Origin of the sequence: Amycolatopsis sp. WAC 01416 (assembly GCF_003947485.1) — a bacterium.
GTDB lineage: Bacteria > Actinomycetota > Actinomycetes > Mycobacteriales > Pseudonocardiaceae > Amycolatopsis.
Genome location: NZ_QHHX01000002.1, coordinates 766,960 through 791,738, shown reverse-complemented (window position 1 = coordinate 791,738; position 24,779 = coordinate 766,960). Strand labels below are relative to the sequence as shown.

Sequence of the window (24,779 nt, the reverse complement as noted above, 5' to 3'; positions counted from 1 at the left end):
ACCCTCTCCAACGGGCCCGTAGGCTGACTCGGTGACGACTTCCTTGACCTCGGATCTCCGGGATCGGGCCTTCCGCTGGATCGCCGACGATCCGGACGACGATTCCCGCGTCGAACTGCAGAACATCCTCGCCCGCGCGATGGGTGGCGAAGCCGGCGCGACGGACGAACTCGCGGACCGGATGGCCGGTCCGCTCGAATTCGGCACCGCCGGGCTGCGCGGCCCGGTGCGCGCGGGCCCCAACGGGATGAACGTCGCGGTCGTCACGCGGACGACGGCCGGGGTCGCGGCCTGGCTGACCGCGCAAGGACATCCGGGTGGGGTCGTGGTGGTCGGCCGCGACGCGCGGCACGGTTCGGAGGCCTTCGCCAAGGCCGCGGCCGAGGTGCTGACGGCCGCCGGGTTCGCGGTGAAGGTACTGCCCGGTCCGCTGCCGACGCCGGTGCTCGCGTTCGCCGTACCGGAACTCGGCGCGGTCGCGGGGATCCAGATCACCGCGTCGCACAATCCGCCCGCTGACAACGGTTACAAGCTTTACGACGCGTCGGGTGGCCAGATCGTGCCGCCGTCGGACGGTCAGATCGAGCGGGCCATCGAAGCCGCTCTCCCGGCGATCAGCGTGCCGCGCGAGCCGGGCGCCGAGGTGCTGGGCGACGAACTCCGCGACGCGTACCTCGCGAAGGTCGCGCTTCTGCCGCGCGGCCCGGAGCGCGAAGTCAAGGTCGCCGCGACGGCGTTGCACGGCGTCGGCGCGGACACCCTGCGTGCGGCGTTCGAGCGTGCCGGTTTCGGCGATCTCCACGTGGTGGCGGAGCAGGCCACGCCGGATCCCGACTTCCCGACGGTCGCCTTCCCGAATCCGGAGGAACCGGGCGCGACGGACCTTTTGCTGGCGCTGGCGTCCGAAGTGGACGCCGATCTGGCCGTCGCGCTCGACCCCGACGCCGACCGCTGCGCGCTGGGCGTGCGCGAGCGGGACGGTTCGTGGCGGATGCTGCGCGGCGACGAAACCGGTGCGCTGCTCGGCTGGCACGTTCTGTCCACTGTAGACAGCACAGAGGATGCCGACCCGTTGGTCGCCACGACGATCGTGTCGTCGTCGATGCTCGGCGAGATCGCGAAGGAATTCGGAGCGCGCTACGCGGAGACGTTGACCGGGTTCAAGTGGCTGGTCCGCGCGGGCGAAGGCCTCGTGTTCGCCTACGAAGAGGCGCTCGGCCTCTGCGTGAACCCCGGTTTCGTACGCGACAAGGACGGCATCTCCGCCGCCGTGTTCGCCGCGGGACTGGCCGCTTCCCTGCGCGCGGCGGGCCGCGGGCCGCTGGACGTCCTCGACGAACTGGCCGTGAAGCACGGGGTCCACGTGACGGATCAGGTCTCGCTGCGGGTCACCGATCTCTCGGTGCGGGAGCGGCTGATGGCCGGCCTGCGCGCCGCTCCCCCGGCGTCGCTGGGCGGCACCGATGTCACGATGGAGGATCTGCTGCCCGACGCCGACGTCCTCCGCCTGACCGGCGAAGGCCTGCGCGTCGTCATCAGGCCGTCCGGAACCGAGCCGAAACTGAAGGCGTATCTCCAGGTGAAGGAACCGGTGTCCGGCGATCTCGCCGAGGCACACACCGCGGCGGACGCGCGGCTGGCCACGCTCCGGGCCGACATCGAGTCCCGGCTGGCCTGACCATGCCGAGGTTGCTGATCGTCCACCACACGCCGTCGCCCTCGACGCAGGCGATGTTCGAAGCCGTGCTCTCCGGCGCGAACCATCCGGACATCGAGGGCGTCGACGTGGTCCGCCGCGCGGCGTTGGGCACGACCGTGCCCGACGTCCTCGAGGCCGATGGCTACCTGCTCGGCACCCCGGCGAATCTCGGTTACATGTCCGGTGCGCTGAAGCATTTCTTCGACACCGTCTATTACCCGTGCCTGGATTCCACGCGGGGACGGCCGTTCGGCTTCTTCGTGCACGGCAACAACGACACCTCGGGCACCGTGCGCGGAATCGAGAGCATCACCACCGGACTCGGCTGGGAGAGCGCGGCGTCTCCGGTGCTCGTCACCGGAGAACCGGGCAAAGCGGATTTGGAAGCCTGTTTCGAACTGGGCGGCACCCTGGCCGCCACCCTGATGCCCTGATCCCTCCACGCAATTCGTCACCTACTTGCGACAGCGTTCAGCGCAAGTAGGTGACGAATTGCCCCGGAAAAGTAAGGGGCCTGTCACCGGAAGCCCTGGGGGTCGACCTCCGGCAACAGGCCTAGGCCAAGGGTTCGCCGTGATGGCGATCAACCTTGGCTGCCTCAGCGTACTACATCCGGCACGATCTTGTGCACCCGCCCGGAAAAACGCCTCTCACTCCGGTGTCCGTGCACCCCCAGGGCACGGATTCCGGAGCAAGAGGCCGGGACGCGGTACGAAACCGCTTGACAACTGTAAACCACTGCATACATAGGCTGTCAACAGCTGCGGACAGGTCGAATCGCGTTACACTCCCACTACGGAACGGGACCTTGGAACGGATGGGGGGTCATGTCGCCGTACCAGACCTTCGCCCAGAAACTGAGCGCGCTGATCGATTCGGCGCGCGCGAACGAAGGCGCCCCGCACAGCTATCGCGAGCTGTCCGCGGCCATCGATCGCGCCGGCGGGCCCACCATGTCGCCCGCGTACCTTCAGCAGCTCGCCACTGGCAAACGCGTCAATCCGAAGATCCACTACGTCGAGGCGCTGGCGAGACTGTTCGGGGTCCCGATCACCTACTTCTTCGAAGATCAGGAACCGCAACCCGTCGGAGAGGCGAAGCTCATGGCCATGCGCGCGCAGGAGCTCTCCCCGCAAGGCCGTCGTCAGGTCATGGACCTGCTGGAACTCGTCGAACGGTACGAACGCGCCGAACGCGACCAGCCGGGCGAAAGCCGATGAAGGAACGGGAACTCCGCAAACGCTGCCGCAAGATGCTGAACAAGCTCGACATCGAACCACCGCTCGACGTCGGCGTGCTCTGCGAACGGCTCGGCGAGCAGCGGGGCAGGCCGATCCGGCTGATGCCGTATCCGCTGGAGGTGCCGGGCCCCTTCGGCTGCTGGATCGCCACCGGTTCGGCGGATTACATCTTCTTCCAGCAGGAGACCACGAAGTCCCATCAGGACCACATCATCCTGCACGAACTCGGGCATATGCTCGCCGATCACCATCCCGGCGGCGACGCCGAACCCGCCGATTTCCTGCGCGGCCCGGCCACCGGCTTGGACAGCGACGCGGTACACCGGGCTTTACGCCGCACCTCCTACGATGAGGCGCACGAATGGGAAGCCGAGACCGTGGCGACCATCATCCTGGAATGGGCGTCGGTCTTGAACTACACGATTCCCCGTCGCGCCGACGACGATGACGTCCGCCGTGTCCAAGGCGCGCTGGGCGACCATCAAGGGTGGCTGTGAACTCGCTGTTCTCCCCTCTCAACGTCGTGGCGATGGTGCTGTTCGCGACCGCGCTCGCCTGGCGGATCTACCAGACGTACCGGGCGCCCCGGCTGCTGCCGAACTGGGCGATCACGATCACGATCGTCTGTGTCGCCGGCTCCTTCCTCGCCCAGCAGAAGGTGATCTCCGGCTGGCTGGACGAGCTGACCGGCAAAGGCACCGGACGCCTGGTCAACAACATCCTGCTCGCCATCGGGGTCTGCGCGCTGTTGATCGTGTTCCTCGGTTCCGCGCTGGGGCCGCGGAGGCCGGGGCGGGTGCTGTTCGAGCTGATCCCGCTGTCCGGCGCGATCGCGCTGATGCTGGTCGCGATGGCCTTCACCCCGCCGGAGGTGCGAGGACTCGCGCTGAGCCCGAAGCTCGTGCATGTGCCCGGGGTGGCGCTGTTCTACCTTGGCGCCGGGATCTACCTGATCTACGGCCTCGCCGCCTGCGCCTGGTGGATCTTCCGGTACATCCGCACCGCGGACCGCCATCTGAAGACCGGGCTGAAACTCAGTGCGGCCGGGCTGATCTGCCTTTCGGTCGGCAGTGTCTTCCGCGCGCTGTACATCGTGATCGCGTGGGCGTTCGGGCCGTCGATCCCGCTTCTGCTCACCGTCGCCGTCCCGCTGGTGCTCCTCGGGATCGTGCTCTTCCTCGCCGGGATCACCTATCCGGGCGTCCGCGCGCGGTTCGCCGCGCTGCGACGCCGCCGCCAGCACCGGCGACACCACGACGAGCTCACCCCGTTGTGGACCGCGCTGGCCGGGATCTACCCGAACATCGTGCTGCGGACCACGCCTCAGGGACGGTGGGAGCGGTGGCGTCCGCGCACCGTCCATCGCCGGTACTACCGCCGCGTGATCGAGATCCGGGACGGGCTTGTCCAGCTGAGTCCCTATCTGGAAACCGATCTGACCGCGCTCGCCGCCGACGATCCCCGCGCGGCCGCGGCCGCGCTGAAGACGGCGATCGCGAGGCAGTCCGCGGGCGAGGAGACCGACGGGCGGGCGAAACTCGTGCTGCCCGGCGGCGCCGCGGACATCGAATCCGACGTGCGGCCGCTGCTCGCCCTGTCCGCCGCCGTCTCCGGGAGCGAAGCATGACAGCGCAGTTGCTGGTGACGGCGAGCCGGATCCTGCCTCGCCCGAGCACGCCGCTAGAAGACGGCGCCGTGCTCGTCGAGGGCGACCGGATCCTCGCGGCGGGTCTTCGCGCCGAAGTCGCCCCGCGGGCGGCACCGGGCGCCGAACGGCTCGACTTCCCCGGCGCGACCTTGCTGCCCGGACTGTTCAACGCCCACGTGCACCTGGCGTTCGACGCCACCCGCGAGATGCTGCCGAACTTCCTGGCGAGCGATGGCGAAGCGCTGCGCGCAGGCGCCAAGGACCGCTTGGGGCAGCTGCTGCGCAGCGGCGTCACGACGGTGCGGGACCTCGGGGATCGCGACGCGCTGGGCGCGCGGGTCCGCGCGGAGCTCGAAGCCGAAGGCACCGCCGCCCCGCGGCTGTTGACCGCGGGATCGCCGTTGACCGTCCTCAAAGGACACTGCCATTTCTTCGGCGGCGAGGTCGCGGACGACGACGCGATCCGGGCCATGATCGACGCCAACGCGGCCGCCGGCGCGGACGTGATCAAGGTGATGGCCAGCGGCGGCCAGATCACCGAGGGCGGCGCGGACATGTGGGAGTCGCAGTTCGACGTCCGGGCGCTGCGCGTGATCGTCGAGCACGCGGCACGCCACGGGCTTCCGGTCGCGGCGCACGCCCACGGCGCCGACGCGATCGAGGCGTCGGTGGAGGCGGGCGTCCGCACGATCGAGCACTGCACCTGGATGACCGGGCCGCAGCGGCAGGACAGGCGCGAAGACGTCGCCAAGCGGATGGCGGCCGAGGGCATCGCGGCGTGTTCGACGAGCAGCCGCAACTGGCGGATGCTGGCCGAGCGCATGGGCGAGGAGCTCGCGAAGACCGTCTACGGCCGGCTGTCCTGGCTGGAGGAGCTGGGCGTCCCGCTCCTGGCGGGGACGGACGCCGGGCTGCCCGGTTCGGTCTTCGACGACCCCGTCGGCGCTCTCGAACTCTATGAATGGCTCGGTTTCGGACGGCGCCGGATCCTCGAGATCGCGACCGAGGACAGCGCCGCCGGCGTCGGCGTCGGCGACGTGACCGGGCGGCTCGCTCCGGGCCTGAGCGCCGACGTCCTGGTGGTCGACGGCGATCCGCTCGCCGATCTTTCCGCACTCCGGAACGTCCGCCTTGTCCTTGCGCGCGGGTTGGTCGTGAGCGGCGTTTCGGGTTAGAGCCAACCGCGTCGCGGCGTGATCGAAGGCGTAACTCGCGTGATCCGGCACGTAACTCGCGTGATTGGAGGCCGCACTCGAGAGTTACGCCTCTGATCACGCGAGTTACGGCTTCAATCACGCGAGTTCCGTGCCGCGTCACCGTGAGTGGGACGCCAAGTTTGGTGACAGCGTTTTAAAACAGTGTTACTGTTGCCTCATGGAAGGACCGATCAGACTGTTCACGGTCATCGCGCTCGTTTCACTGCCGACCGTGATGTACGGCGGTTACGCGCTGATGGGCGTCCTGCGCGACAAGAAACTGACCGAACACCAGCGCGGGATGTTCCGCGCCGGGCACGCGCACGCCGGCGTCCTGCTGGTACTGGCACTCGTCGCGCTGCAGATCCTCGCGCGGACCGGACTCCCGGACACCGCGCTGTGGATCGTGTGCTTCCTGCTGCTGTTCGGCGTGCTCGCCCAGTCAGGCGGCTTCTTCCTGCACTTGGCGCCGGGTAAAGGCAAGCTCGGCGGCAGGGTCACCAGCGTCGGAGCGGTCCTGCTCGGGGCGGCGATCCTGACCACCGCGTACGGCGTGGCCTTCCCCTGACAAAAGCGGTGGAAACGGCTCGTTAAGCTTGCTGACGTGCCTGAATACCTGCCGACAGCCCCCGCCAAGGGGACCCGCGACTTCCTGCCCGCCGAGATGTCCGTCCGGACGCAGGTGTTCGGTCATCTCTACGACGTGCTCGAACTGCGGGGCTTCCTCCGCTACGACGGGCCGATCCTCGAACCCGCCGAGATCTACGAGCGGAAGTCCGGGCAGGAGATCGCGGACCAGCAGCTGTACACGCTGACCACCAAGGGCGGCGAGCGGCTGGCGCTGCGCCCGGAGATGACGCCGTCGGTCGCCAGGATGATCGCGGGCAACGCGAAGTCGCTGCAGTTCCCGGTGCGCTGGTACAGCCACCCGAACTGCCACCGCTACGAGCGGCCGCAGCGTGGCCGGGTCCGCGAGCACTGGCAGATCAACGCGGACATCTTCGGTTCGGACAGCGCGAACTGCGAGATCGAGATCTTCGAGCTCGTCCACGACATGATGAGCGCGCTCGGGGCGACCCCGGACATGTTCCAGGTGCGGGCCAACGACCGGAACCTGCTCTCGTCCGCGCTCACCGACATCGTCGGCGTGACCGCGGAGCAGCTCCCGCAGGTGTTCACCCTGGTGGACCGCTGGGAGAAGTCGGACCGCACGAAGCTGAGCGACACCGCGGCCGAGGCGGGCCTGACCGAGAAGCAGTTCGAGAAGCTGACCGAGATCCTGTCGTCCGGCGCGGCTTTGCTCGACGAGCTGCCGGAACAGGTCAAGGAGAACTCGAACCTGGTCAAGGTGCTCAACAGCGGTGCCGCGGACCTGGTCAAGTTCGACCCGATGATCGTGCGCGGGCTCGCGTACTACACGTCGACCGTGTTCGAGGTCTTCGACACCTCGCCGGAGAACCGCCGGGCCCTTTTCGGTGGCGGCCGGTACAGCGACCTGGCTTCGCTGTTCACGTCGCAGCAGATCCCCGGGATCGGCTTCGGCATGGGTGACGTGACGCTGATCGACTTCCTGGACACCCACGGCCTCACCCCGAAGCCGCGCAGTGAGGTCGATGTCGTGGTGATCCCGGTGGTCGAAGAGCTCACGGACGCCTCGCGCGAGGTCGCGGGACGGCTGCGGAAGGCCGGTCTGCGCACGTCCACGCCCGTCGAACTCCGCAAGCTGGGCAAGGAGCTCACCCGGGCCGACAAGGCCGGGGCGCGGGCCGTGGTGATCGTCGGCCAGGAGGACTGGGACGCCGGGAACGTGACCGTCCGCGGTCTCGCGACCCGCGAACAGCAGACCGTGGCCGTCGACGGCGTGGTCTCGGCGGTCACGTCTTTAGTCTGACAGAGCCCTGCTCTGACAACGACAAAGCCGGCGCCCTTCGATCGGGCGCCGGCTTTGTCGTGTTCAGCGGGACAACAGGCGCATGGCCGCTTCGGGGTAGCGCTCCCCCGCGACCGCGTCGGCCGGGACCGCCTTCTCGATCGCCGCCACGTCTTCGGCGGTCAGCTTCAGACCGACGGACGCGACGTTCTCCTCGAGGTACTTGCGCCGCTTGGTGCCCGGGATCGGCACGACGTCCTCGCCTTGGGCCTGCACCCAGGCCAGCGCGAGCTGTCCGGCGGTGACGCCCTTCTGCTCGGCCAGCGCGCGCAACGCCTCGACCATCGCCAGATTCCGCTCCAGGTTGCCTTCGGCGAAGCGCGGCTGCGTCGTCTGACGGAAGTCACCGTCCGCGAAGTCCTCTTTGGACTTGAAGCGGCCGGTGAGGAAACCGCGGCCCAGCGGGGAATACGGCACCAGCCCGATGCCGAGCTCTCGGCAGACCGGGACGACCTCGTTCTCGATGTCGCGCGACCACAGCGACCACTCGGTCTGCACGGCCGTCACCGGATGCACGGCGTGCGCCCGCCGGATCGTCTCCGGACCGGCTTCTGACAACCCGATGTGCCGGATCTTGCCCTGTTCGACCAGCGACGACAGCGCGCCCGCGGTCTCCTCGATCGGCACCTCCGGGTCGACGCGGTGCTGGTAGTAGAGGTCGATGTGATCGACGTTCAGCCGCCGCAGCGACGCCTCGACCTGTTGGCGCACATAGAATTCGTCACCCCGGATCCCGCGCTTCGAGGGATCCTCCTCGTCGCGCACGATGCCGAACTTGGTCGCCAGCACGACCTGGTCCCGCTTGCCCGCCAGCGCGCGGCCGACCAGTTCCTCGTTGCGGCCGAAGCCGTACATGTCGGCGGTGTCGATCAGGGTGACGCCCAGTTCGATCGCGCGGTGGATCGTCGCGATCGATTCGGCGTCGTCACCTTGGCCGTAGAACTCGCTCATGCCCATGCAGCCGAGCCCCTGCGCGCCGACTTCCAGCGTGCCGAGCCTGCGGGTGGGCAGCATTGAACCCGTCATGATCTCTCGCAATTCTTTCGGTGTTACTTGCCGGCGGCGCGGGCGAGCCGCTCGGGATAACGCTCACCGGCGATCGCCTCGGCGGGCGCGGCCTTTTCGATGGCTTCGATGTCCACTTCGGACAGTTCCAGCTCCGCCGCGGCGGCGTTCTCTTCGAGGTACTTGCGCCGCTTGGTGCCCGGGATCGGCACGACGTCGTCACCCTGGGCCTGCACCCAGGCCAGCGCGAGCTGTCCGGCGGTGACGCCCTTCTGCTCGGCCAGCGCGCGCAACGCCTCGACGATCGCCATGTTGCGCTCGAAGTTGCCCTCGGCGAACCGGGGCAGCCCGCGGCGCATGTCGTCCGCCGGAAGGTCCTTCACCGACGTCACGCTGCCGGTGAGGAAACCGCGGCCCAGCGGCGAGAACGGCACGACGCCGATGCCCAGCTCGCGAACGGTCGAGAGGATCTCGCCTTCGATACCGCGGGTCCACAGGGACCACTCGCTCTGCAGCGCCGTCACCGGGTGGACGGCGTGTGCGCGGCGGATCGTCTCGGCACCGGCCTCGGAGATCCCGGCATAGCGGATCTTCCCCTCCTGGACCAACTCCGCGAGCGCGCCCCAGGTCTCTTCGATCGGCGTGTTCGGGTCGACGCGGTGCTGGTAGAAGAGATCGATGTGGTCGACGTTCAGCCGTCGAAGCGACTCTTCGCAGCTCTGCCTGACGTACGCCGCGTCGCCACGAGCGGACATCCCGCCGTCCTTGTCCCAGACGATGCCGAACTTGGTCGCCAGCACGACCTGGTCCCGCTTGCCCGCGATCGCGCGGCCGACCAGCTCCTCGTTCGCTCCGGCGCCGTAGACGTTCGCGGTGTCGAGCAACGTCACCCCCAGTTCGAGGGCCCGGTGGACGGTGGCGATCGACTCCGTGTCGTCGTCGCGGACGCCGTAGGCCTGGCTCATCCCCATGCAGCCGAGCCCCTGCGCCCCGACCTCCAGGCCGCCGAGCCTCCTGGTGCTGATCACGCTGAAATTCCCTCCACGGTGGCTCCGGTGCCGAGCACCTTGCGCTCCACCTGGTCGTAGTGGTCGATCTTGTAGTCGAGGATGTCGAGGCACGTCTGCAACTCGGCGATCCGGTCGGCGACCGATTTGCGCTGGTCGACCAGGATCGCCTTGCGCCGCCCCGCGCTGGCCGCCCCGTGGTGGCGCAGGGAGGCGTACTCCCGCATCCGCTTGATGGGCATGCCGGTCAGGCGCAGCTTGGTCAGGAACCCCAGCCACCCGAGGTCGTCGTCGGTGTAGGCGCGGCGCCCCGCGGCGTCCCGCGCCGGGGGCTCGACGAGTTTGATGCGCTCGTAGTACCGGAGAGTGTCGATGGACAGTCCGCTACGTCGCGCGGCTTCCGCTATCGAGTAGCTCATGCGAACGACACTACGACCTGGAGTGCACTCCAGGTCAACTCCGAATCCGAGCGATTGATAACAGCGTTGCGTTACCCTGGGCGCATGCCCCGCCCCAGGACACACGACGAGAATCTCCGGCTGAAACTACTGGACCGCGCCGGCGAACTCATCTCGGCCGACGGCCCGAAGGCACTGAGCCTCCGCAAACTGGCCGCAGACGTCGGCACGTCCACCACCGCGGTCTATTCACTCTTCGGCGGGAAAACGGACCTCGTCGGCGCCCTCTTCGCCGAGGGCTTCCGGCGTTTCGGCCGCCGGATGTCCCGGGTCACCCTGAGCGGCGATCCGATCGAGGACCTCGTCCGGCTCGGCGTCGCGTACCGGGAAAGCGCGCTGGCCGACCCGCATCTTTACGCGATCATGTTCACGAAGTCGGTGCCGGGTTTCGAGCCGGTGGAAGAGACCTCCGAGCAGGCTCGCGCCACGATGGCGCCGCTGGAGGAGACGATCCGCAAAGCCATCGCCGACGGCGTCTTCCTCGACCTGCCGCCCGAGGTCGTCACCGTGGCGTGCTGGGGCTTCGTGCACGGACTGGTGTCGCTGGAGCTGAACGGGAACCTGCCGGAGAAGTTCACCGTGAGCACCGCTTACGAGACCGCGCTGCGGGCGAACGCCTCCGGCTGGCTGCGCCGGTGACCGGATCGCGTTTAGCGGGCTGAACGCGATCCGGCGGCGTCAGACGGCCCCGTACTGCCGGTCGCCCGCGTCCCCGAGGCCCGGCACGATGAAGCCGGAATCGTTCAGCCGCTCGTCGATGCTCGCGGTCACCACCCGCAGCGGCAGCCCCGTCTTCTCCAGGTGCTCGATGCCCTCGGGCGCGGCGAGCGCGCAGATCGCGGTGACGTCGGTGGCGCCCCGGTCGGTGAGCAGCCGGATCGTGTATTCCATCGAGCCGCCGGTCGCGAGCATCGGGTCGAGCACCATCACCGGCCGGTCGGCGAGCGATTCGGGCAGCGACTCGAGGTACGGCGTCGGCTTGAGCGTCTCTTCGTCGCGGGCGAGGCCGACGAAACCCATTTGGGCGTCCGGGATCAGCTTGTGCGCCTGATCCGCCATCCCGAGCCCGGCACGCAAGACCGGCACCAGCAGCGGCGGGCTCGCCAGCGCGTAGCCGTCGGTGCGCGCCACCGGCGTGTGGATCCGCTCGATCCGCACGGGCATGTCGCGCGTGGCTTCGTAGACCAGCATGACGGTCAGTTCGTGCAGCGCCGCGCGGAAGGCGGCGCTGTCGGTGCGCGCGTCGCGCATGGTGGAGAGCCTGGCCTTGGCCAGCGGGTGATCAACGACGTGCACATCCATGCCGGTCAATTTAGCCCGTCAGGCCTGCCGCGCGAACCAGCCGACCCAGCGGCGCTGCCACGGCGTCTCCACCGAACGCTTGTCGTGGTTGGCCCGCGCCCACGCCACCGCCTCTTCGGCGCTCAGCCCGGAAAGGGTGGCGAGACAGGACAACACCGTGCCGGTCCGCCCCACTCCGCCGTAACAGGCGACCTCTACGGCTTCGCCCGCCGCCGCCCGGGTGTGCAGATCGACGATCCGGCGCCGCGCGTCCGCCCAGTCCGTCGGCAGCAGGAAGTCGGGCCAGCGGATCCACGCCCGCTCCCAGTCCATTTTGTGATCGTGCTTCCGGCGCAGCTTCGCGCCGCCCAAATACAGGCCGAAATCCGGCGAAGGCCCCTCTGGCCAGGGGCGGCCCAGGCCCCGTCCGCGTACTTCGACCCCGTCCGGCAGCTCCACGGCGCCGGGTAGCGAGTTCCCCATCAACGGAGGATGCCACTGTCGACCATAAGATGGACGCTTGCCCCTTCCGTCGGCGCTAGGCTCCTCCAGGTGAGTGAAGAGCCGGCCCTGCCGGGCCCCGAACAAATGCGCATCTCCGACGCCGACCGTGAGCAGGTCGCGCAGGTGCTGCACGCGGCGATGTCCGAAGGGCGCATCACCATCAACGAGCTGGAAGAACGGCTCACCATCGTGTACGCGGCCAAGACCGTCGGCGACCTCAAGCCGGTCACCGCGGATCTGCCGCAGTCCCGTTCGGCGATCCAGCCGTCGGCGTCGCGCGCGCTCGGCCTGCCCGACGATCGCATCGGCGGGCATCCGGGCTCCGGCGCGTCGATCGCCGTCATGTCCGGCGCGTCACGCAAGGGCAGCTGGGTCGTCCCGCCGCAGCACAACAGTTTCGCGTTCTGGGGCGGCGCCGAACTCGATCTGCGGTACGCGCGGTTCGCCGAGAAGCATTCGACGATCACCGCGGTCGCGATCATGGGCGGGATCGACATCATCGTGCCCGACGACATCAACGTGGACGTCACCGGAATCGGCTTCATGGGTGCCTTCGAACTGGAGGACCGCGCCGGGACTCCCCCGGCGCCGCCGACCGCGCCGACGGTGAAGATCACCGGCCTGGCGTTCTGGGGTGGCGTCGTCGTGAAGCGGAAACCGCGTAAAAAGGACGTACCCGAACTGGACGCCTGACCTGAACTGGGGGGTTCGTCACATGCGCCGAAGTTTCGTCGCGATCGCTTGTGCCGCACTGCTTTCCGTCACCGCCTTCCCGGCGGTGGCCGCTGAGAAGACCGATCCGCGTCAAGCCGCGATGGACGCGGCGGTCGCCGCGGGCATCCCCGGCATGGTCGCCGTGTCCGACGGATTCCGCGGTGTCAGCGGTGTCGCGAACATCGACCGGCCGGGCAAGCCCGACGCGTCGGGCCGTTGGCGGATCGCGAGTGTGTCGAAGGTGTTCGTCGCGACACTGGTCCTGCAACTAGTGGCCGAAAAGCGCGTCGGGCTGGACGAGCCCGTGGAGCGCTACCTGCCAGGGCTGCTGCCGTATCCGGAGCCGATCACCGTCCGCCAGTTGCTGCAGCACACCAGCGGCCTCCCGCGCGATCTGGCTCCCGAGGATTCCTGGGCGACGGGGCCGGAGATCGACACCGAACGCTTCGAGCACTTCGACAGCGACGACCAGATCCGCCTGAGCGTGACGAAGCAGCCATTGCAGTTCAAGCCCGGGACGAGCTGGGCGTACTCCAACACCGGCTACAACGTCCTCGCCCTGCTGGTCGAGAAGACCACGCGGAAGCCGCTGGAACGCGCGCTCGCCGAGCGCGTCACCGGGCCGCTGCACCTGCGCGACACGTCGCTGCCCCGCGACTTCCCGTTCCTGATCGGCGCGGCCGCCCGCGGCTACGAGCAGCTGTACGACGCGCCGCGCGGCCTCACCGACGTCACCACCTACAACTACTCGCGCTACTACGGCGCGGGCGGCATGGTGTCTTCGGGCAAGGACCTCAACCGCTTCTTCGAGGCCCTGCTCGGCGGCCGTCTGCTGCCCGCGGACCTGCTCGCGCAGATGAAGAAGACGGTTCCCGCCGGCGGCATGGAGTACGGCCTCGGCCTGATGAAGGTCAACCTCAAGAGCGCGGGTATCTGCGCCGAAGACGTCACCGTCTGGGGTCACGGCGGCGACCTGCCCGGCTTCGCCACCCTCAGCTTCCGTGACGAGTCCGGCAAGAACATCTCCACGCTGGCCACCGTCGACCTCACCGCGTCGCCTGAGGCCGCGCTCAAGCGTCAGCTGCCGATGGTCAGCGAGTTCTGCGCGCCGGTGATCCCGGCCAAGGCCGCCGCCCAGGCCCCGGTGCCCAGCTTGTAGGCCGCCTACACTCACCCGTATGACAGCTACGACCAGCTCGTCAGCGGCGACGGCCACCCCGTCGCCGCTGGCGGACGCGACTCGCGACGAGGCGAGCCTGCGCCGGTTCCTGCACGGGCTGCCTGGTGTCGACCAGGTCGGCGTCGAGCAGCGGGCGGCGGGCCTCGGCACGCGCAGCATCAAGAAGGCCGCCAAGCTCTGGGCGATCGACACCGCCATTTCGATGGTCGACCTGACGACCCTCGAAGGCGCCGACACCCGGGGCAAGGTCCGCGCGCTCGCCGCGAAGGCCATGCGGCCGGATCCGGAACGCCCGGACACCCCGCGGGTCGCGGCCGTGTGCGTGTACCCGGACATGGTCGAGACGGCTGTCGAGGCGCTTCGCGGCACCGGCATCCACGTCGCGAGTGTCGCCACCGGCTTCCCGGCCGGCCGCACGAGCCGTGAGATCAAGCTGGCCGACACCAAGATCGCCGTCGACGCCGGAGCCGCCGAGATCGACATGGTGATCGATCGCGGCGCCTTCCTGGAAGGCCGCTATCTGGAGGTCTTCGAGGAGATCCAGGCCATCAAGGCCGCCTGTGGCGGCGCTCACCTGAAGGTCATCCTCGAAACCGGTGAGCTGGCCACCTACGACAACGTCCGCCGCGCGTCCTGGCTCGCGCTGCTGGCGGGCGGCGACTTCATCAAGACCTCCACCGGCAAGGTGTCGCCCGCCGCGACCCTGCCGGTCACCCACGTGATGCTGCAGGCCGTCCGCGACTGGTTCGTCCAGACCGGTGAACTGCGCGGCGTCAAACCCGCCGGTGGCATCCGGACGACCAAGGACGCGATCAAGTACCTGGTCGCGGTGCACGAGGTCGCCGGCGAGCAGTGGCTGACCCCGGATCTGTTCCGGTTCGGGGCGTCCAGCCTGCTCAACGACCTCCTGCTGCAGCGCCGCACCCAGGCCGACGGCCACTACAGCGGTCCCGACTACGTGACGGTGGACTGATCCATGGGCATCTTCGAGTACGCGCCCGCGCCCGAATCGCGCGACCTCGCGAACCTCAAACCGCATTACCGGCCGTTCGTGAACGGCGAATTCGTCGACGGCTCGGGTGAGCCGCTCAAGACGATCAACCCGGCCACCGAAGAGGTGCTCGCCGAGGTCGGCACCGCGTCGGTGTCCGATGTGGACACCGCGGTGAAGGCCGCGCGCAAGGCGTACACAGGCGTCTGGTCCAAGATGCCGGGCTCCGAACGCGCCAAGTACCTGTTCCGCATCGCGCGCCTGATCCAGGAACGGTCGCGGGAGCTGGCCGTACTGGAAAGCCTCGACAACGGCAAGCCGATCAAGGAATCGCGGGATTCCGACGTGCCGACGGCCGCCGCGCACTTCTTCTACCACGCGGGCTGGGCCGACAAGCTCGACTACGCGGGCTACGGCCCGAACCCGAAGCCGCTCGGCGTCGCGGGCCAGGTCATCCCGTGGAACTTCCCCTTGCTGATGCTGGCGTGGAAGATCGCGCCCGCGCTGGCCACCGGCAACACCGTGGTGCTCAAGCCGGCGGAGACCACGCCGCTGACCGCGCTGGTGTTCGCGGAGATCTGCCAGCAGGCCGAACTCCCGCCCGGTGTGGTGAACATCCTGCCCGGCGCCGGGGACATCGGCGCCGCGCTGGTGGGCCACGGCGACGTGAACAAGGTCGCCTTCACCGGATCGACCGAGGTCGGCAAGGCCATCCAGCGCCAGATCGCGGGCACCGCGAAGAAGCTGACGCTGGAGTTGGGCGGCAAGGCGGCGAACGTCGTCTTCGATGACGCTCCGCTGGACCAGGCCGTCGAGGGGATCGTCAACGGGATCTTCTTCAACCAGGGCCACGTCTGCTGCGCGGGCTCGCGTCTGCTGGTGCAGGAGTCCATCGCGGAAGAGGTGCTCGAAAAGCTCCGCTACCGCGTCTCGACGCTGCGGCTGGGCGACCCGCTGGACAAGAACACCGACATCGGGGCGATCAACTCCGCCGAGCAGCTCGCGAAGATCAAGGGCCTCGTGGAGTCCGGCGACACCGAGGGCGCGCAGCGCTGGACCAGCCCGTGCCCGGTGCCGGAACGCGGTTTCTTCTTCGCTCCCACCGTGTTCTCCGACGTGCAGCAGTCGATGCGCATCGCCCGCGAGGAGATCTTCGGGCCGGTGCTTTCGGTGCTGACCTTCCGCACGCCGGACGAGGCCGTCATCAAGGCGAACAACACGCCGTACGGGCTCTCCGCCGGAATCTGGACCGAGAAGGGTTCGCGCATTCTCTGGATGGCGAACCAGCTCCGGGCCGGCGTCGTCTGGGCCAACACGTTCAACCGCTTCGATCCCGCCGCGCCGTTCGGCGGCTACCAGGAGTCGGGTTTCGGCCGCGAAGGCGGACGCACCGGACTGGAGGCCTACCTCGATGTCTGACCGTATTTCGGTGGCGAAGACCTACAAGCTCTACATCGGCGGCAAGTTCCCCCGCTCGGAATCCGGCCGCGTGTATCCGGTCACCGACACCAAGGGCAAGTTCCTGGCGAACGCCTCGCACGCTTCCCGCAAGGACGTCCGCGACGCGGTTTCCGCCGCCCGCAAGGCTTTCGGCGGCTGGTCGGCGGCGACCGCGTACAACCGTGGCCAGGTGCTGTACCGGGTCGCGGAGATGCTGGAAGGCCGCCGCGAGCAGTTCGTCGCGGAGGTCGCCGCGTCCGAAGGCGTCGCGGCCAAGAAGGCACAGTCCCTTGTGGACGCTTCGATCGACCGCTGGGTCTGGTACGCGGGCTGGACGGACAAGATCGCGACCGTGCTCGGCGGGGCGAACCCGGTCGCCGGTCCGTACTTCTCCTTCACCGTCCCGGAACCGACCGGGGTGGTCGGTGTGCTGGCACCGCAGCGGTCGTCGTTGCTCGGCCTGGTGAGCGTGCTCGCGCCGGTGCTGGCGACGGGTTCGACGGCCGTGGTGGTCTCCAGTGCGGACCGGCCGCTGCCCGCGATCACGCTTTCGGAGGTGCTGGCGACGTCCGACCTGCCCGGCGGGGTCGCGAACATCCTGACCGGCCGCGCGTCGGAGCTGGGTTCGTGGCTGGCCTCGCACGGGGACGTCAACGCCCTCGACCCGACGGGCGCGGAGCCGTCCGCGCGGGCGGACCTGGCACGCGAGGCCGCGGGCACCGTGAAGCGTGTCCTGACCGTCCCGGACGTCGAGCCGGACTGGACCGCCGACGCCGACATCGCGCGGCTGCGGCGGTACCTGGAAGCGAAGACCGTCTGGCACCCGCTGGGCGTCTAGCTTGAAGCGCGTGAAGGCCCCCTTCCCTCGGCTGAGCCGAGGGAAGGGGGCCTTCACGTTCCTCCGCAATTAGTCATCTAGATGCGCAGGGGGCTCACGTGTCCAGGTCGGCGCCGGTCAGCGGCCGTCCCGGCAGCGGCTCGTTCTCGCCGACGGCCCGCAAGCCGTCGATCATGATCCCGATGCAGCGCCGGGTCGCCAACCGCGCGACCTCTTCGCCCTTGCCCGGCATCTGCCGCAGCAACGTCGCGAACAGGATCGCGACGTCACCGGTGGCGACGTCCGCCCGGAGCCTCCCCTCCGCCTGCGCGCCCCGGACGAAAGCGTCCATCACCAGGACCAGTTCGTCACGCAGGGCCTTGATCGCGGGGTCACTCTTCAGGATCACCAGCGCCCGTGGCGACACCATCGCGAGCTGGATGCTCAGCTGAAGCTCCATCGACTGGTGCAGGAGCCGGATCAGGGCGTCCCAATCGGAGGCTTCCTGGTCCCTCGCGGCTTTCGCGTCCCTCAGGACCCGGTCGAAGTTGTCGACGGCGACCGCCCGGATCAACGCGTCCCGGTCCGGGAATCGCCGGTAGAGGGTGCCGACGCCGACGCCCGCCGAGCGCGCGATCTCCTCCATCGGGACCTCGGCGCCCTGTGCGGCGAAGATGGCTCTCGCGGCGGCCAGGATCTGATCCCGGTTCCGGCGCGCGTCGGCGCGCAAGCGGGTCTCGGGGTCGGCAGTCATGATCCTCGCCTCTCGAAGGGTCCTTCAGGGCCGTGATTCTCGCACGTAAGGGCGTTCCCTTCACGCCTCCCGGGAAACCACTCCTTCGCGAGTGGACGACCTGTCTCCACTTGAGTACCTTGGTGTCATAAGCGGAATAAAACCATCCGCATACGTTTTGGGGTCCCCTGTCCGAAATCGCCCGAGCCCACCCGACACCTGGGGAAGGACAACCCGAATGACTGACGTCGAGGAAACCACCGCGACCCTGCCACTGGCCCGGAAATGCCCGTTTTCGCCGCCGCCCGAATACGAGACGCTTCGCGCGGAAAGTCCGATTTCCCGGGTCGGTCTGCCGTCCGGCCAAACGGCTTGGGCACTCACCCGGCTCGAAGACATCCGCGAAATGCTGAGCAGCCCGCATTTCAGCTCCGACCGGCAGAGCGAGTCGTTCCCACTGATGGTCGAGCGGCAGATCCGCCGCGAGGACAAGCCGTTCCGCCCGTCCCTCATCGCGATGGACCCGCCGGAGCACAGCCAAGCCCGGCGTGACGTGGTCGGGGAATTCACCGTCAAGCGTATGAAGGCGCTCCAGCCTCGAATCCAGCAGATCGTCGACCAGCACATCGACGCCCTGCTCGCGGGCCCCAAACCCGCCGATCTCGTCCAGGCGTTTTCCCTGCCGGTCCCGTCACTGGTGATCTGCGAACTGCTCGGCGTCCCCTATTCGGACCACGAGTTCTTCCAGTCGTGCAGTTCCAAGATGCTCAGCCGGGAAGTCACCGCCGAAGAACGGATGACCGCGTTCGAGCAGCTCGAGAACTATCTCGACGAACTCGTCACCAAAAAGGAAGCGAACGCCACCGAGGAAGACCTCCTCGGCCGCCAGATCCTGAAGCAGCGGGAATCGGGCGACGCCGATCACGGCGAACTCGTCGGGCTGGCGTTCCTGCTGCTCATCGCCGGTCACGAGACGACGGCGAACATGATCTCGCTGGGCACGGTGACCCTGCTGGAGAATCCCGATCAGCTGGCGAAGATCAAGGCGGACCCTGGCAAGACCCTCGCCGCGATCGAGGAACTCTTGCGGGTCTTCACGATCGCGGAGACGGCGACGTCACGCTTCGCCACGGCGGACGTCGAGATCGGCGGAACGCTCATCCGCGCGGGTGAGGGCGTCGTCGGCCTGAGCAACGCGGGCAACCACGATCCGGACGGCTTCGAGAATCCGGACACCTTCGACATCGAACGCGGCGCGCGGCATCACGTCGCCTTCGGATTCGGTGTGCACCAGTGTCTTGGCCAGAACTTGGCGAGGTTGGAACTCCAGATCGTGTTCGATACGTTGTTCCGGCGAGTGCCGGGCATCCGGATCGCCGTTCCGGTCGACGAACTGCAGTTCAAGCACGATTCGACGATCTACGGCCTCCACGCCCTTCCGGTCACCTGGTAGGAGGAGCCATGAAGATCATCGCGGACACCGGGAAGTGTGTGGGCGCGGGCCAGTGCGTGCTCACCGACCCCGATCTGTTCGACCAGAGCGAAGACGACGGGACGGTCATCGTGCTGAACGCCGAGCCCGAAGGCGATGAGGCAGAGGAGAACGCGCGGACGGCCGTGCACATCTGTCCTGGGCAGGCATTGTCACTCGCGTAGGGGTGGGGGTCGTGAGTGGCGTTTCGGGTTCTAACCCGAAACGCCACTCACGACCACCTGGCCCGAAGCCCTACTTGACCGCGCCCATCGACAGCCCCCGCACCAGGTGATTCTGTGCGATCCAGCCGACGATCATCACCGGCAGTGACGCGAGCAGCGCGGCCGCGGACAGCTGCGCCCAGTACAGGCCCTCGCTGGTGATGAACCCGACGAGGAACACCGGCACCGTCCCGGCCCGCGCGGCGGTGAGGTTGACCGAGTAGAAGAACTCGGTCCACGAGAAGATCACGCAGATCAGGGCGGTCGCGGCCACCCCGGGCGCGACCACCGGCATGATCACCTTCCGGAGCAGGATCGGCAGCGTCGCGCCGTCGATCCGGGCCGCCTCGATCATCTCGTGCGGCACCTCCAGGAAGAACGACCGCATCATCCAGATGGCCAGCGGCAGGTTCATCGAGGTGTACAGGATGATCAGCGCCCACACGTTGTCCAGCAGCTGGGTGTTCTGCGAGATCACGTACAGCGGGATGATCGCCGCCACGATCGGCAGCATCTTCGTCGACAGGAAGAAGCCGAGCGCGTTGCTCGTCCCCTTCACCGGCGCCAGCGACAGCGCGTACGCCGCCGGGATCCCCAGCAGCAGCACGAAAAGCGTCGAAACGACGGTCACGAACGCCGAATTCGACAGGTACGGCAGGAAACCGCGTTCGAGTACGCCGGCGAACTGGTCGAGCGTCGGGGTGAAGAACAGTCGCGGCGGATCGGTGTAGGCGTCGGCCTCCTGTTTGAAGGCCGTAAGGATCATCCACAGCAACGGGAACACGAACAGGATCGCGATCACCCAGGTCGCGACCGTCAGCGCGCCCGGCCCGAAGCGGCTTTTCATTTCGCGCCTCCCTGTACCGAGAACGTGCGGAACATCAGCCGCAGCGCGAAGGTCGCGACGATCATCGTCAGGATCACGACGATGACGCCCATCGCGGACGACTGCCCGATGTCGAAGCCTTGGAACGCCCGTTGATAGATGTAGAACGGCAGGTTCGTGCTGGCCGTCCCCGGACCTCCTTGTGTCATCAGGAAGATCGCGTCGAAGCTGTTCACGATGTAGATCGCGCCCAGCAGCGTCGCCAGCTGCAGGAACCGGCTCAGATGCGGCAGCGTGATGGCGGTGAACGTCCGCCAGCGGCCGGCACCGTCGACCGACGCGGCCTCCAGCACGTCCTTCGGCTGGCTCTGCAACCCGGCCAGGATCAGCAGCATCATGAACGGCGTCCACTGCCAGACGACCTGGGCCATCACCGCGGCCAGCGGGAACTCCGAAAGCCAGTCGACGTCGGTGCCGAAGACGAAGTGCAGTAACCCGTAGGTCGGGTCGAACATCGTCGTCTTCCACAGCAGCGCACCCGCCGCGGGCAGGATCAGGAACGGCGTGATCAGCAGGGTCCGGACCACACCGCGGCCGAGGAACTTGCGGTCCAGCAGGATCGCCAGCCCCAGGCCGAGCAGCAGCGAGAAGAGCACGCACACGACCGTCAGCACCACGGTGTTCAGCAGCGCCCCGAGGAATGTCGAATCGGCGAAGACGTCGATGTAGTTCTGCAGCCCGACGAAATGCCGCGAGCCCGGCCGCACCAGGTTCCACGACTGGAACGAGTAGAACACCGTCAGCACGAACGGCAACTGCGTCACCGCGACGACGAACAGCAAGGCGGGCAACAACGGCAGCCGTCGTTTGAACGGCGTATCGGTGCCACGCTTCGGAGCCGTCGCCTTCTTGGCGTGGGCGGGCTCGGGGCGGGCAGGAGCGGAGATCGTGGACATCACTGCGCCTCCTGATACGACTTGCCGACGGTCTGCGCGTACTCCTGCGACTGCTTGAGTGCTTCGTCCACGGTGATCTGGCCCGCGATCGCCGCCGAAAGCTGCTGGCTCACGCGGGTACCGAGGTCCTGGAACTCGGGGATGCCGACGAACTGGATCCCGGGGTAGGGCACCGGATTCGCCATCGCCTTCCGCTGGTCGGCATCCGCGATGCCGTCCAGTGTCGGCTGCGCGTAGGCCTTGGCTGCCTCGCGATACTGGGGGATGTCGTAGGTCGACTTGCGTACGCCCGGCGGGACGCGGTTCCAGTCGCCGAATTCCTGGGCGACCCGCTGCACGTAGGCCTTGTCGGTCATCCAGGACATGAACTTGAAGGCGGCATCCTTGTCTTTCGCCACCTTCGGGATCGCCAGCGCCCAGGTGTAGAGCCAGCCGCTCGCTTGCGTCTTTTCCACCGGAGCCGGGGCGTAGCCGGATTTCCCGACGACCTTGCTCGCCGACGGGTCCTCGTTCGTGCCCGCCATGACCGTGGCGTCGTACCACATGGCGGCCTGGCCTTGGGTGTACCGCGTGCCGCATTCGGAGAAGCCCGCGCTCGACGCGCCGACCTCGCCGTGGTTCCGCACGAGGTTCACGTAGAAGTCGGCGGCGGCCTTGAATTCGGGGCTGGTCAGCTTGGCGTTCCAGTCCTTGTCGAACCACTGCGCGCCGAAGGTGTTGGCGACCGTGGTGAACGGCGCGAGGCTCTCGCCCCAGCCGGGCTTGCCGCGCAGGCAGATCCCGGCGACGCCCTTGGCCTTGTCGTCAAGCTTCGCGGCGAACTCGGCGATCTGCGTCCATGTCGGCTTGGGGGGCATGGTGAGCCCGGCCTGCTCGAACAGATCCTTCCGGTAGGCCAGGAAGGACGACTCGCCGTAGAACGGCACCGCGTAGAGCGATCCGTTGTGAGACAAGGACTCTTTGATGCTCGGGATGAAGTCGTCCGCGTCGTAGGAGGGGTTCGCCGCGATATGCGGTTCGAGGTTCTCCAGCCAGCCGTTCGCGGCCCACTGCGGCGCCTCGTAGTTGCTGATCATGACGACGTCGAATTCGCCGCCCTCGGTGGCCGTCGACGCGGTGATCTTCGCGCGTGCCTGGTTTTCCGGCAGGGACACGAATTTGAGGGTGACGCCGGGGTTCGCCTTCTCGAACTCGCCGGAAAGCTCGATGGCGTCCTTCATCTGCGGGTTCGCGACGATCGCGACGACGAGCGTCCGGTCGCCGGTCCCGAGCGCGCCCGCACCGGCGCAACCGGTGAGGGTGAGCAGGAGAACCGCGAGCAGAGCGGCTGCTTTACGCACTTTCGCCTCCCGGTATGACCTGCACCTTCAGGCCGGCGCCGCTGCGCATGAGGGCGAGCGCGTCGGGGTACTGCTCCAGCGGCAAGGTGTCGGTGAGCAGCGCGGCGGTGTCGACGGCGCCGTCGGCGACCAGGTCGAGCGCGGCACCGAAGCTGTTCATGACGGCCATCGAGCCGACGACGGTGATCTCGTCGTTGTAGATCCGGAACGGCGAAAGCGCGACGCGCGCTTCGGCGGGCGCGACCCCGAAGACCAGCAACCGACCTCCGCGTTGAAGCGAGTCGAAAGCGGCTTCGATGGCGGGCGCGGCGCCGGTGCAATCCGCGGCGGCGTCGAACTTCTCGTCGTCGAGATCCTTCACGTCACCGGCGACCGCGGCCGCGCCGAGGTCCATGGCACGGCCGAGCCGTGAGGTGTTGCGGTCGACCACCGTGACGTGGGCGCCCGCGCGCTGCAGCAACTGCTGCATGATCAGCCCCATCGTGCCCGCGCCGACGACGAGGAACCGCTCCCCCGCCTCGACGCCGATCCGGCGCACACCGTGCACGGCACAGGAGACCGGCTCGACGAGGGCGCCCTGTTCCCAGGTCATCGTGTCCGGCATGCGGTAGCAGTTCGCGGAGGGAACGGCGACGTACTCGGCGAAGGCGCCGTTCACGGTGTCGCCGGTCGCGTTCCAGTTCTCGCAGAGGTTGCCGCGGCCGGACCGGCAGGGCTTGCAGTAACCGCAGAACAGCGACGGGTCGACGGCCACCCGGTCGCCGATCTTCCAGCCACCCGGCACGTCGGCGCCGAGTTCGACGATCTCGCCTGCGAACTCGTGGCCGGGGACGATCGGATACGGCGTCGGCGGGAAGTGCCCGTCGGCGATGTGGAGGTCGGTCCCGCAGATCCCGCAGGCACCCACCTTGACGACGACCTGGCGATCCCCCGGTTTCGGATCGGGTACCTCACCGACCCTGATCTCCCCGGGCTTGTCCACGATCGCGGCACGCATGCCAGCTCCTCTTCTCTCCGCTCAAATGAGCGGGACGGGCTTATGCTTCGAACTGCATGTCCAGGCATGGTGAACTTTTCCCTGGTGTTACGTCAACCTTTCGTGCAGATTTCGCGTTATGATGCTCATATGAGCGCGAAGAAGCAGGTCCTGGGCTTGGTGGAGGCGCTACGCCTGGCCGCGGTGGCCCGGCGGTTCTACGACCAGGGAGCCTCGAAGCTCGAGATCGCCGACGAGTTCGGCATCAGCCGGTTCAAGGTCGCGCGAATGCTCGACACAGCCAGGGAAAGCGGCATCGTCAAGGTCGAATTCCACCTGCCCGCGCCGGTCGACCTCGTGCTGTCCGAAGAGATCCGCTCCGCGTACCGGCTGGACCGCGTCCTAGTGCTCGAACGAGCGCCGGAGCCGGAGTCCCGCGAAGTGGCCCGACGGAAGATCGGCACTCTCACGGCTCAGCTCCTGGCCGAAATCGTCACTCCCGGCGACGTTCTCGGCCTCTCCTGGGCACGTTCCGTGAACGCGATGACCGACGCGATCCAGTCGCTGCCGAAGTGCCCGGTCGTGCAACTGTGCGGGGTGCAGGCGGGCATGGACATGCGGGACCGATCGGTGGAGACGGTCAGCCGCGTCGCCTCCGTCTCCGGCGGGCAGGCGTACCCGATCTTCGGCCCGCTCGTCCTCCCCGACCGCCGCACCACCGAGACGCTGCGCAGGCAGCCCGGGATCGCGGAGACGTTCGGGCAGTTCAAAAACCTGACCAAGGCCGTCGTCAGCATCGGCGCGTGGAAGCCCGAGGAATCGACCGTCTACGACGCTCTCGACGAAGCCGAGCGCAGCGCCATAGCGAAACGCGGTGCCAAAGCAGAAGTCTCGGCGCGGCTGTTCGACGCCGACGGCACCCCGATGTCCACCGGACTGGCCCACCACGTGCTCGCCATCAGCGCCGAGGAACTGCTCGCCGTCCCCGAAGTGATCGCGTTGGGTTACACGGAACCGAAAGCCGAAGCGATCGACGCCGTCCTGCGCTCCGGCATGGTCTCGACGCTGATCACCGACGCCGCCGCGGCCATCCCCCTCCTCAAGCTGGCCGAGGCCCGCCCGCCCACCTAGCCGCACCCACG

At 68.1% G+C, this 24,779-nt stretch carries 27 protein-coding genes; 17 read left to right on the top strand and 10 right to left on the bottom strand.

Annotated features, from left to right (window positions below; all coding sequences use genetic code 11):
- Positions 1-31 precede the first annotated feature (31 nt).
- The 8 genes from DL990_RS08165 to hisS all read left to right on the top strand — a co-directional run bounded on the left by DL990_RS08165 (position 32) and on the right by hisS (position 7,675).
- Positions 32-1,678, top strand: a complete 1,647-nt coding sequence (locus DL990_RS08165; protein ID WP_199746256.1) for a phospho-sugar mutase — start codon at positions 32-34, stop codon at positions 1,676-1,678.
- Between the two features lie 2 nt (positions 1,679-1,680).
- The gene (locus DL990_RS08160) at positions 1,681-2,133 is read left to right on the top strand and encodes a flavodoxin family protein (RefSeq protein ID WP_125798282.1); all 453 of its coding nucleotides are present in this window, start codon (positions 1,681-1,683) and stop codon (positions 2,131-2,133) included.
- 393 nt (positions 2,134-2,526) lie between these two features.
- On the top strand, positions 2,527-2,919 hold the full coding sequence (locus DL990_RS08155) for a helix-turn-helix domain-containing protein (protein WP_125788981.1): 393 nt from the start codon (positions 2,527-2,529) through the stop codon (positions 2,917-2,919).
- Entirely contained in the window at positions 2,916-3,437 is a 522-nt protein-coding gene (locus tag DL990_RS08150; protein ID WP_034304696.1) for a hypothetical protein, read from the top strand. Before DL990_RS08155 ends, DL990_RS08150 begins: the two co-directional genes overlap by 4 nt.
- Complete coding sequence (locus DL990_RS08145; RefSeq protein WP_125789091.1) at positions 3,434-4,567, top strand: MAB_1171c family putative transporter; 1,134 nt, start codon at positions 3,434-3,436, stop codon at positions 4,565-4,567. The genes DL990_RS08150 and DL990_RS08145 overlap by 4 nt, the downstream gene beginning before the upstream one ends.
- Positions 4,564-5,763, top strand: a complete 1,200-nt coding sequence (locus DL990_RS08140) for an amidohydrolase family protein (protein WP_125798281.1) — start codon at positions 4,564-4,566, stop codon at positions 5,761-5,763. The genes DL990_RS08145 and DL990_RS08140 overlap by 4 nt, the downstream gene beginning before the upstream one ends.
- 199 nt (positions 5,764-5,962) lie before the next feature.
- On the top strand, positions 5,963-6,352 hold the full coding sequence (locus DL990_RS08135) for a hypothetical protein (RefSeq protein ID WP_125788979.1): 390 nt from the start codon (positions 5,963-5,965) through the stop codon (positions 6,350-6,352).
- A 36-nt stretch (positions 6,353-6,388) separates the two neighbouring features.
- Positions 6,389-7,675: a histidine--tRNA ligase gene (gene hisS / locus DL990_RS08130; RefSeq protein ID WP_125788978.1), complete on the top strand. Its 1,287-nt coding sequence runs from the start codon at positions 6,389-6,391 to the stop codon at positions 7,673-7,675.
- Between the two features lie 63 nt (positions 7,676-7,738).
- Here hisS and DL990_RS08125 read toward each other — a convergent pair whose 3' ends face one another.
- From DL990_RS08125 to DL990_RS08115, 3 genes are read right to left on the bottom strand one after another with little or no spacing between them, the layout of a single operon-like run.
- A complete protein-coding gene (locus tag DL990_RS08125; protein ID WP_125788977.1) occupies positions 7,739-8,740 on the bottom strand; it encodes an aldo/keto reductase in 1,002 nt (333 codons plus the stop codon).
- Positions 8,741-8,763: 23 nt separating this feature from the next.
- A complete protein-coding gene (locus DL990_RS08120) occupies positions 8,764-9,747 on the bottom strand; it encodes an aldo/keto reductase (protein ID WP_199746255.1) in 984 nt (327 codons plus the stop codon).
- On the bottom strand, positions 9,744-10,145 hold the full coding sequence (locus tag DL990_RS08115) for a MerR family transcriptional regulator (protein WP_007032012.1): 402 nt from the start codon (positions 10,143-10,145) through the stop codon (positions 9,744-9,746). The genes DL990_RS08120 and DL990_RS08115 overlap by 4 nt, the downstream gene beginning before the upstream one ends.
- An 84-nt stretch (positions 10,146-10,229) precedes the next feature.
- On the opposite strand from DL990_RS08115, the gene DL990_RS08110 reads away from it, so the two are divergent.
- The gene (locus tag DL990_RS08110) at positions 10,230-10,823 is read left to right on the top strand and encodes a TetR/AcrR family transcriptional regulator (protein ID WP_125796471.1); all 594 of its coding nucleotides are present in this window, start codon (positions 10,230-10,232) and stop codon (positions 10,821-10,823) included.
- 39 nt (positions 10,824-10,862) lie between these two features.
- Here the strand turns inward: DL990_RS08110 and upp are convergent, their stop codons facing one another.
- Both upp and DL990_RS08100 read right to left on the bottom strand, forming a co-directional pair.
- A complete protein-coding gene (gene upp / locus DL990_RS08105; RefSeq protein ID WP_037332384.1) occupies positions 10,863-11,486 on the bottom strand; it encodes a uracil phosphoribosyltransferase in 624 nt (207 codons plus the stop codon).
- A gap of 18 nt (positions 11,487-11,504) precedes the next feature.
- Positions 11,505-11,948: a protein-tyrosine phosphatase family protein gene (locus tag DL990_RS08100; protein WP_199746254.1), complete on the bottom strand. Its 444-nt coding sequence runs from the start codon at positions 11,946-11,948 to the stop codon at positions 11,505-11,507.
- Positions 11,949-12,053: 105 nt separating this feature from the next.
- On the opposite strand from DL990_RS08100, the gene DL990_RS08095 reads away from it, so the two are divergent.
- The 5 genes from DL990_RS08095 to DL990_RS08075 are packed head-to-tail and all read left to right on the top strand — an operon-like array spanning position 12,054 to position 17,132.
- Positions 12,054-12,662, top strand: a complete 609-nt coding sequence (locus DL990_RS08095; RefSeq protein ID WP_125789088.1) for a DUF1707 domain-containing protein — start codon at positions 12,054-12,056, stop codon at positions 12,660-12,662.
- 22 nt (positions 12,663-12,684) lie between these two features.
- Entirely contained in the window at positions 12,685-13,842 is a 1,158-nt protein-coding gene (locus tag DL990_RS08090) for a serine hydrolase (RefSeq protein ID WP_125788975.1), read from the top strand.
- Between the two features lie 19 nt (positions 13,843-13,861).
- The gene (gene deoC / locus DL990_RS08085; protein ID WP_125788974.1) at positions 13,862-14,836 is read left to right on the top strand and encodes a deoxyribose-phosphate aldolase; all 975 of its coding nucleotides are present in this window, start codon (positions 13,862-13,864) and stop codon (positions 14,834-14,836) included.
- A 3-nt stretch (positions 14,837-14,839) separates the two neighbouring features.
- Positions 14,840-16,273 (top strand): aldehyde dehydrogenase family protein, encoded by a 1,434-nt coding sequence (locus DL990_RS08080; RefSeq protein WP_125798280.1) that lies wholly within the window; start codon positions 14,840-14,842, stop codon positions 16,271-16,273.
- The gene (locus DL990_RS08075; RefSeq protein ID WP_125798279.1) at positions 16,266-17,132 is read left to right on the top strand and encodes an aldehyde dehydrogenase family protein; all 867 of its coding nucleotides are present in this window, start codon (positions 16,266-16,268) and stop codon (positions 17,130-17,132) included. Before DL990_RS08080 ends, DL990_RS08075 begins: the two co-directional genes overlap by 8 nt.
- A gap of 94 nt (positions 17,133-17,226) precedes the next feature.
- Here the strand turns inward: DL990_RS08075 and DL990_RS08070 are convergent, their stop codons facing one another.
- Complete coding sequence (locus DL990_RS08070) at positions 17,227-17,865, bottom strand: TetR/AcrR family transcriptional regulator (RefSeq protein WP_125788971.1); 639 nt, start codon at positions 17,863-17,865, stop codon at positions 17,227-17,229.
- 217 nt (positions 17,866-18,082) lie between these two features.
- On the opposite strand from DL990_RS08070, the gene DL990_RS08065 reads away from it, so the two are divergent.
- Together DL990_RS08065 and DL990_RS08060 are read left to right on the top strand one after the other, a co-directional pair.
- Positions 18,083-19,297 (top strand): cytochrome P450, encoded by a 1,215-nt coding sequence (locus DL990_RS08065; RefSeq protein ID WP_125788970.1) that lies wholly within the window; start codon positions 18,083-18,085, stop codon positions 19,295-19,297.
- Between the two features lie 8 nt (positions 19,298-19,305).
- Complete coding sequence (locus DL990_RS08060; RefSeq protein ID WP_125788969.1) at positions 19,306-19,500, top strand: ferredoxin; 195 nt, start codon at positions 19,306-19,308, stop codon at positions 19,498-19,500.
- A 70-nt stretch (positions 19,501-19,570) separates the two neighbouring features.
- Here the strand turns inward: DL990_RS08060 and DL990_RS08055 are convergent, their stop codons facing one another.
- From DL990_RS08055 to DL990_RS08040, 4 genes are read right to left on the bottom strand one after another with little or no spacing between them, the layout of a single operon-like run.
- Positions 19,571-20,386: a carbohydrate ABC transporter permease gene (locus DL990_RS08055; RefSeq protein WP_125788968.1), complete on the bottom strand. Its 816-nt coding sequence runs from the start codon at positions 20,384-20,386 to the stop codon at positions 19,571-19,573.
- Complete coding sequence (locus tag DL990_RS08050) at positions 20,383-21,321, bottom strand: carbohydrate ABC transporter permease (protein WP_125798278.1); 939 nt, start codon at positions 21,319-21,321, stop codon at positions 20,383-20,385. Before DL990_RS08050 ends, DL990_RS08055 begins: the two co-directional genes overlap by 4 nt.
- Complete coding sequence (locus DL990_RS08045) at positions 21,321-22,661, bottom strand: sugar ABC transporter substrate-binding protein (RefSeq protein ID WP_125798277.1); 1,341 nt, start codon at positions 22,659-22,661, stop codon at positions 21,321-21,323. Before DL990_RS08045 ends, DL990_RS08050 begins: the two co-directional genes overlap by 1 nt.
- Entirely contained in the window at positions 22,654-23,658 is a 1,005-nt protein-coding gene (locus DL990_RS08040; protein WP_125788965.1) for a zinc-dependent alcohol dehydrogenase family protein, read from the bottom strand. Before DL990_RS08040 ends, DL990_RS08045 begins: the two co-directional genes overlap by 8 nt.
- 129 nt (positions 23,659-23,787) lie before the next feature.
- On the opposite strand from DL990_RS08040, the gene DL990_RS08035 reads away from it, so the two are divergent.
- Complete coding sequence (locus DL990_RS08035) at positions 23,788-24,768, top strand: sugar-binding transcriptional regulator (RefSeq protein WP_125798276.1); 981 nt, start codon at positions 23,788-23,790, stop codon at positions 24,766-24,768.
- Positions 24,769-24,779: the final 11 nt, after the last annotated feature.

Bases quoted from the DNA above. Each gene is read 5' to 3' on its own strand.
- DL990_RS08160 (WP_125798282.1), top strand. From the start codon at position 1,681: ATGCCGAGGTTGCTGATCGTCCACCACACGCCGTCGCCCTCGACGCAG.
- DL990_RS08155 (WP_125788981.1), top strand. From the start codon at position 2,527: ATGTCGCCGTACCAGACCTTCGCCCAGAAACTGAGCGCGCTGATCGAT.
- DL990_RS08150 (WP_034304696.1), top strand. From the start codon at position 2,916: ATGAAGGAACGGGAACTCCGCAAACGCTGCCGCAAGATGCTGAACAAG.
- DL990_RS08140 (WP_125798281.1), top strand. From the start codon at position 4,564: ATGACAGCGCAGTTGCTGGTGACGGCGAGCCGGATCCTGCCTCGCCCG.
- DL990_RS08135 (WP_125788979.1), top strand. From the start codon at position 5,963: ATGGAAGGACCGATCAGACTGTTCACGGTCATCGCGCTCGTTTCACTG.
- DL990_RS08125 (WP_125788977.1), bottom strand. From the start codon at position 8,740: ATGACGGGTTCAATGCTGCCCACCCGCAGGCTCGGCACGCTGGAAGTC.
- DL990_RS08115 (WP_007032012.1), bottom strand. From the start codon at position 10,145: ATGAGCTACTCGATAGCGGAAGCCGCGCGACGTAGCGGACTGTCCATC.
- DL990_RS08110 (WP_125796471.1), top strand. From the start codon at position 10,230: ATGCCCCGCCCCAGGACACACGACGAGAATCTCCGGCTGAAACTACTG.
- upp (WP_037332384.1), bottom strand. From the start codon at position 11,486: ATGGATGTGCACGTCGTTGATCACCCGCTGGCCAAGGCCAGGCTCTCC.
- DL990_RS08100 (WP_199746254.1), bottom strand. From the start codon at position 11,948: ATGGGGAACTCGCTACCCGGCGCCGTGGAGCTGCCGGACGGGGTCGAA.
- DL990_RS08095 (WP_125789088.1), top strand. From the start codon at position 12,054: ATGCGCATCTCCGACGCCGACCGTGAGCAGGTCGCGCAGGTGCTGCAC.
- DL990_RS08090 (WP_125788975.1), top strand. From the start codon at position 12,685: ATGCGCCGAAGTTTCGTCGCGATCGCTTGTGCCGCACTGCTTTCCGTC.
- deoC (WP_125788974.1), top strand. From the start codon at position 13,862: ATGACAGCTACGACCAGCTCGTCAGCGGCGACGGCCACCCCGTCGCCG.
- DL990_RS08080 (WP_125798280.1), top strand. From the start codon at position 14,840: ATGGGCATCTTCGAGTACGCGCCCGCGCCCGAATCGCGCGACCTCGCG.
- DL990_RS08075 (WP_125798279.1), top strand. From the start codon at position 16,266: ATGTCTGACCGTATTTCGGTGGCGAAGACCTACAAGCTCTACATCGGC.
- DL990_RS08070 (WP_125788971.1), bottom strand. From the start codon at position 17,865: ATGACTGCCGACCCCGAGACCCGCTTGCGCGCCGACGCGCGCCGGAAC.
- DL990_RS08065 (WP_125788970.1), top strand. From the start codon at position 18,083: ATGACTGACGTCGAGGAAACCACCGCGACCCTGCCACTGGCCCGGAAA.
- DL990_RS08060 (WP_125788969.1), top strand. From the start codon at position 19,306: ATGAAGATCATCGCGGACACCGGGAAGTGTGTGGGCGCGGGCCAGTGC.
- DL990_RS08055 (WP_125788968.1), bottom strand. From the start codon at position 20,386: ATGAAAAGCCGCTTCGGGCCGGGCGCGCTGACGGTCGCGACCTGGGTG.
- DL990_RS08050 (WP_125798278.1), bottom strand. From the start codon at position 21,321: ATGTCCACGATCTCCGCTCCTGCCCGCCCCGAGCCCGCCCACGCCAAG.
- DL990_RS08040 (WP_125788965.1), bottom strand. From the start codon at position 23,658: ATGCGTGCCGCGATCGTGGACAAGCCCGGGGAGATCAGGGTCGGTGAG.
- DL990_RS08035 (WP_125798276.1), top strand. From the start codon at position 23,788: ATGAGCGCGAAGAAGCAGGTCCTGGGCTTGGTGGAGGCGCTACGCCTG.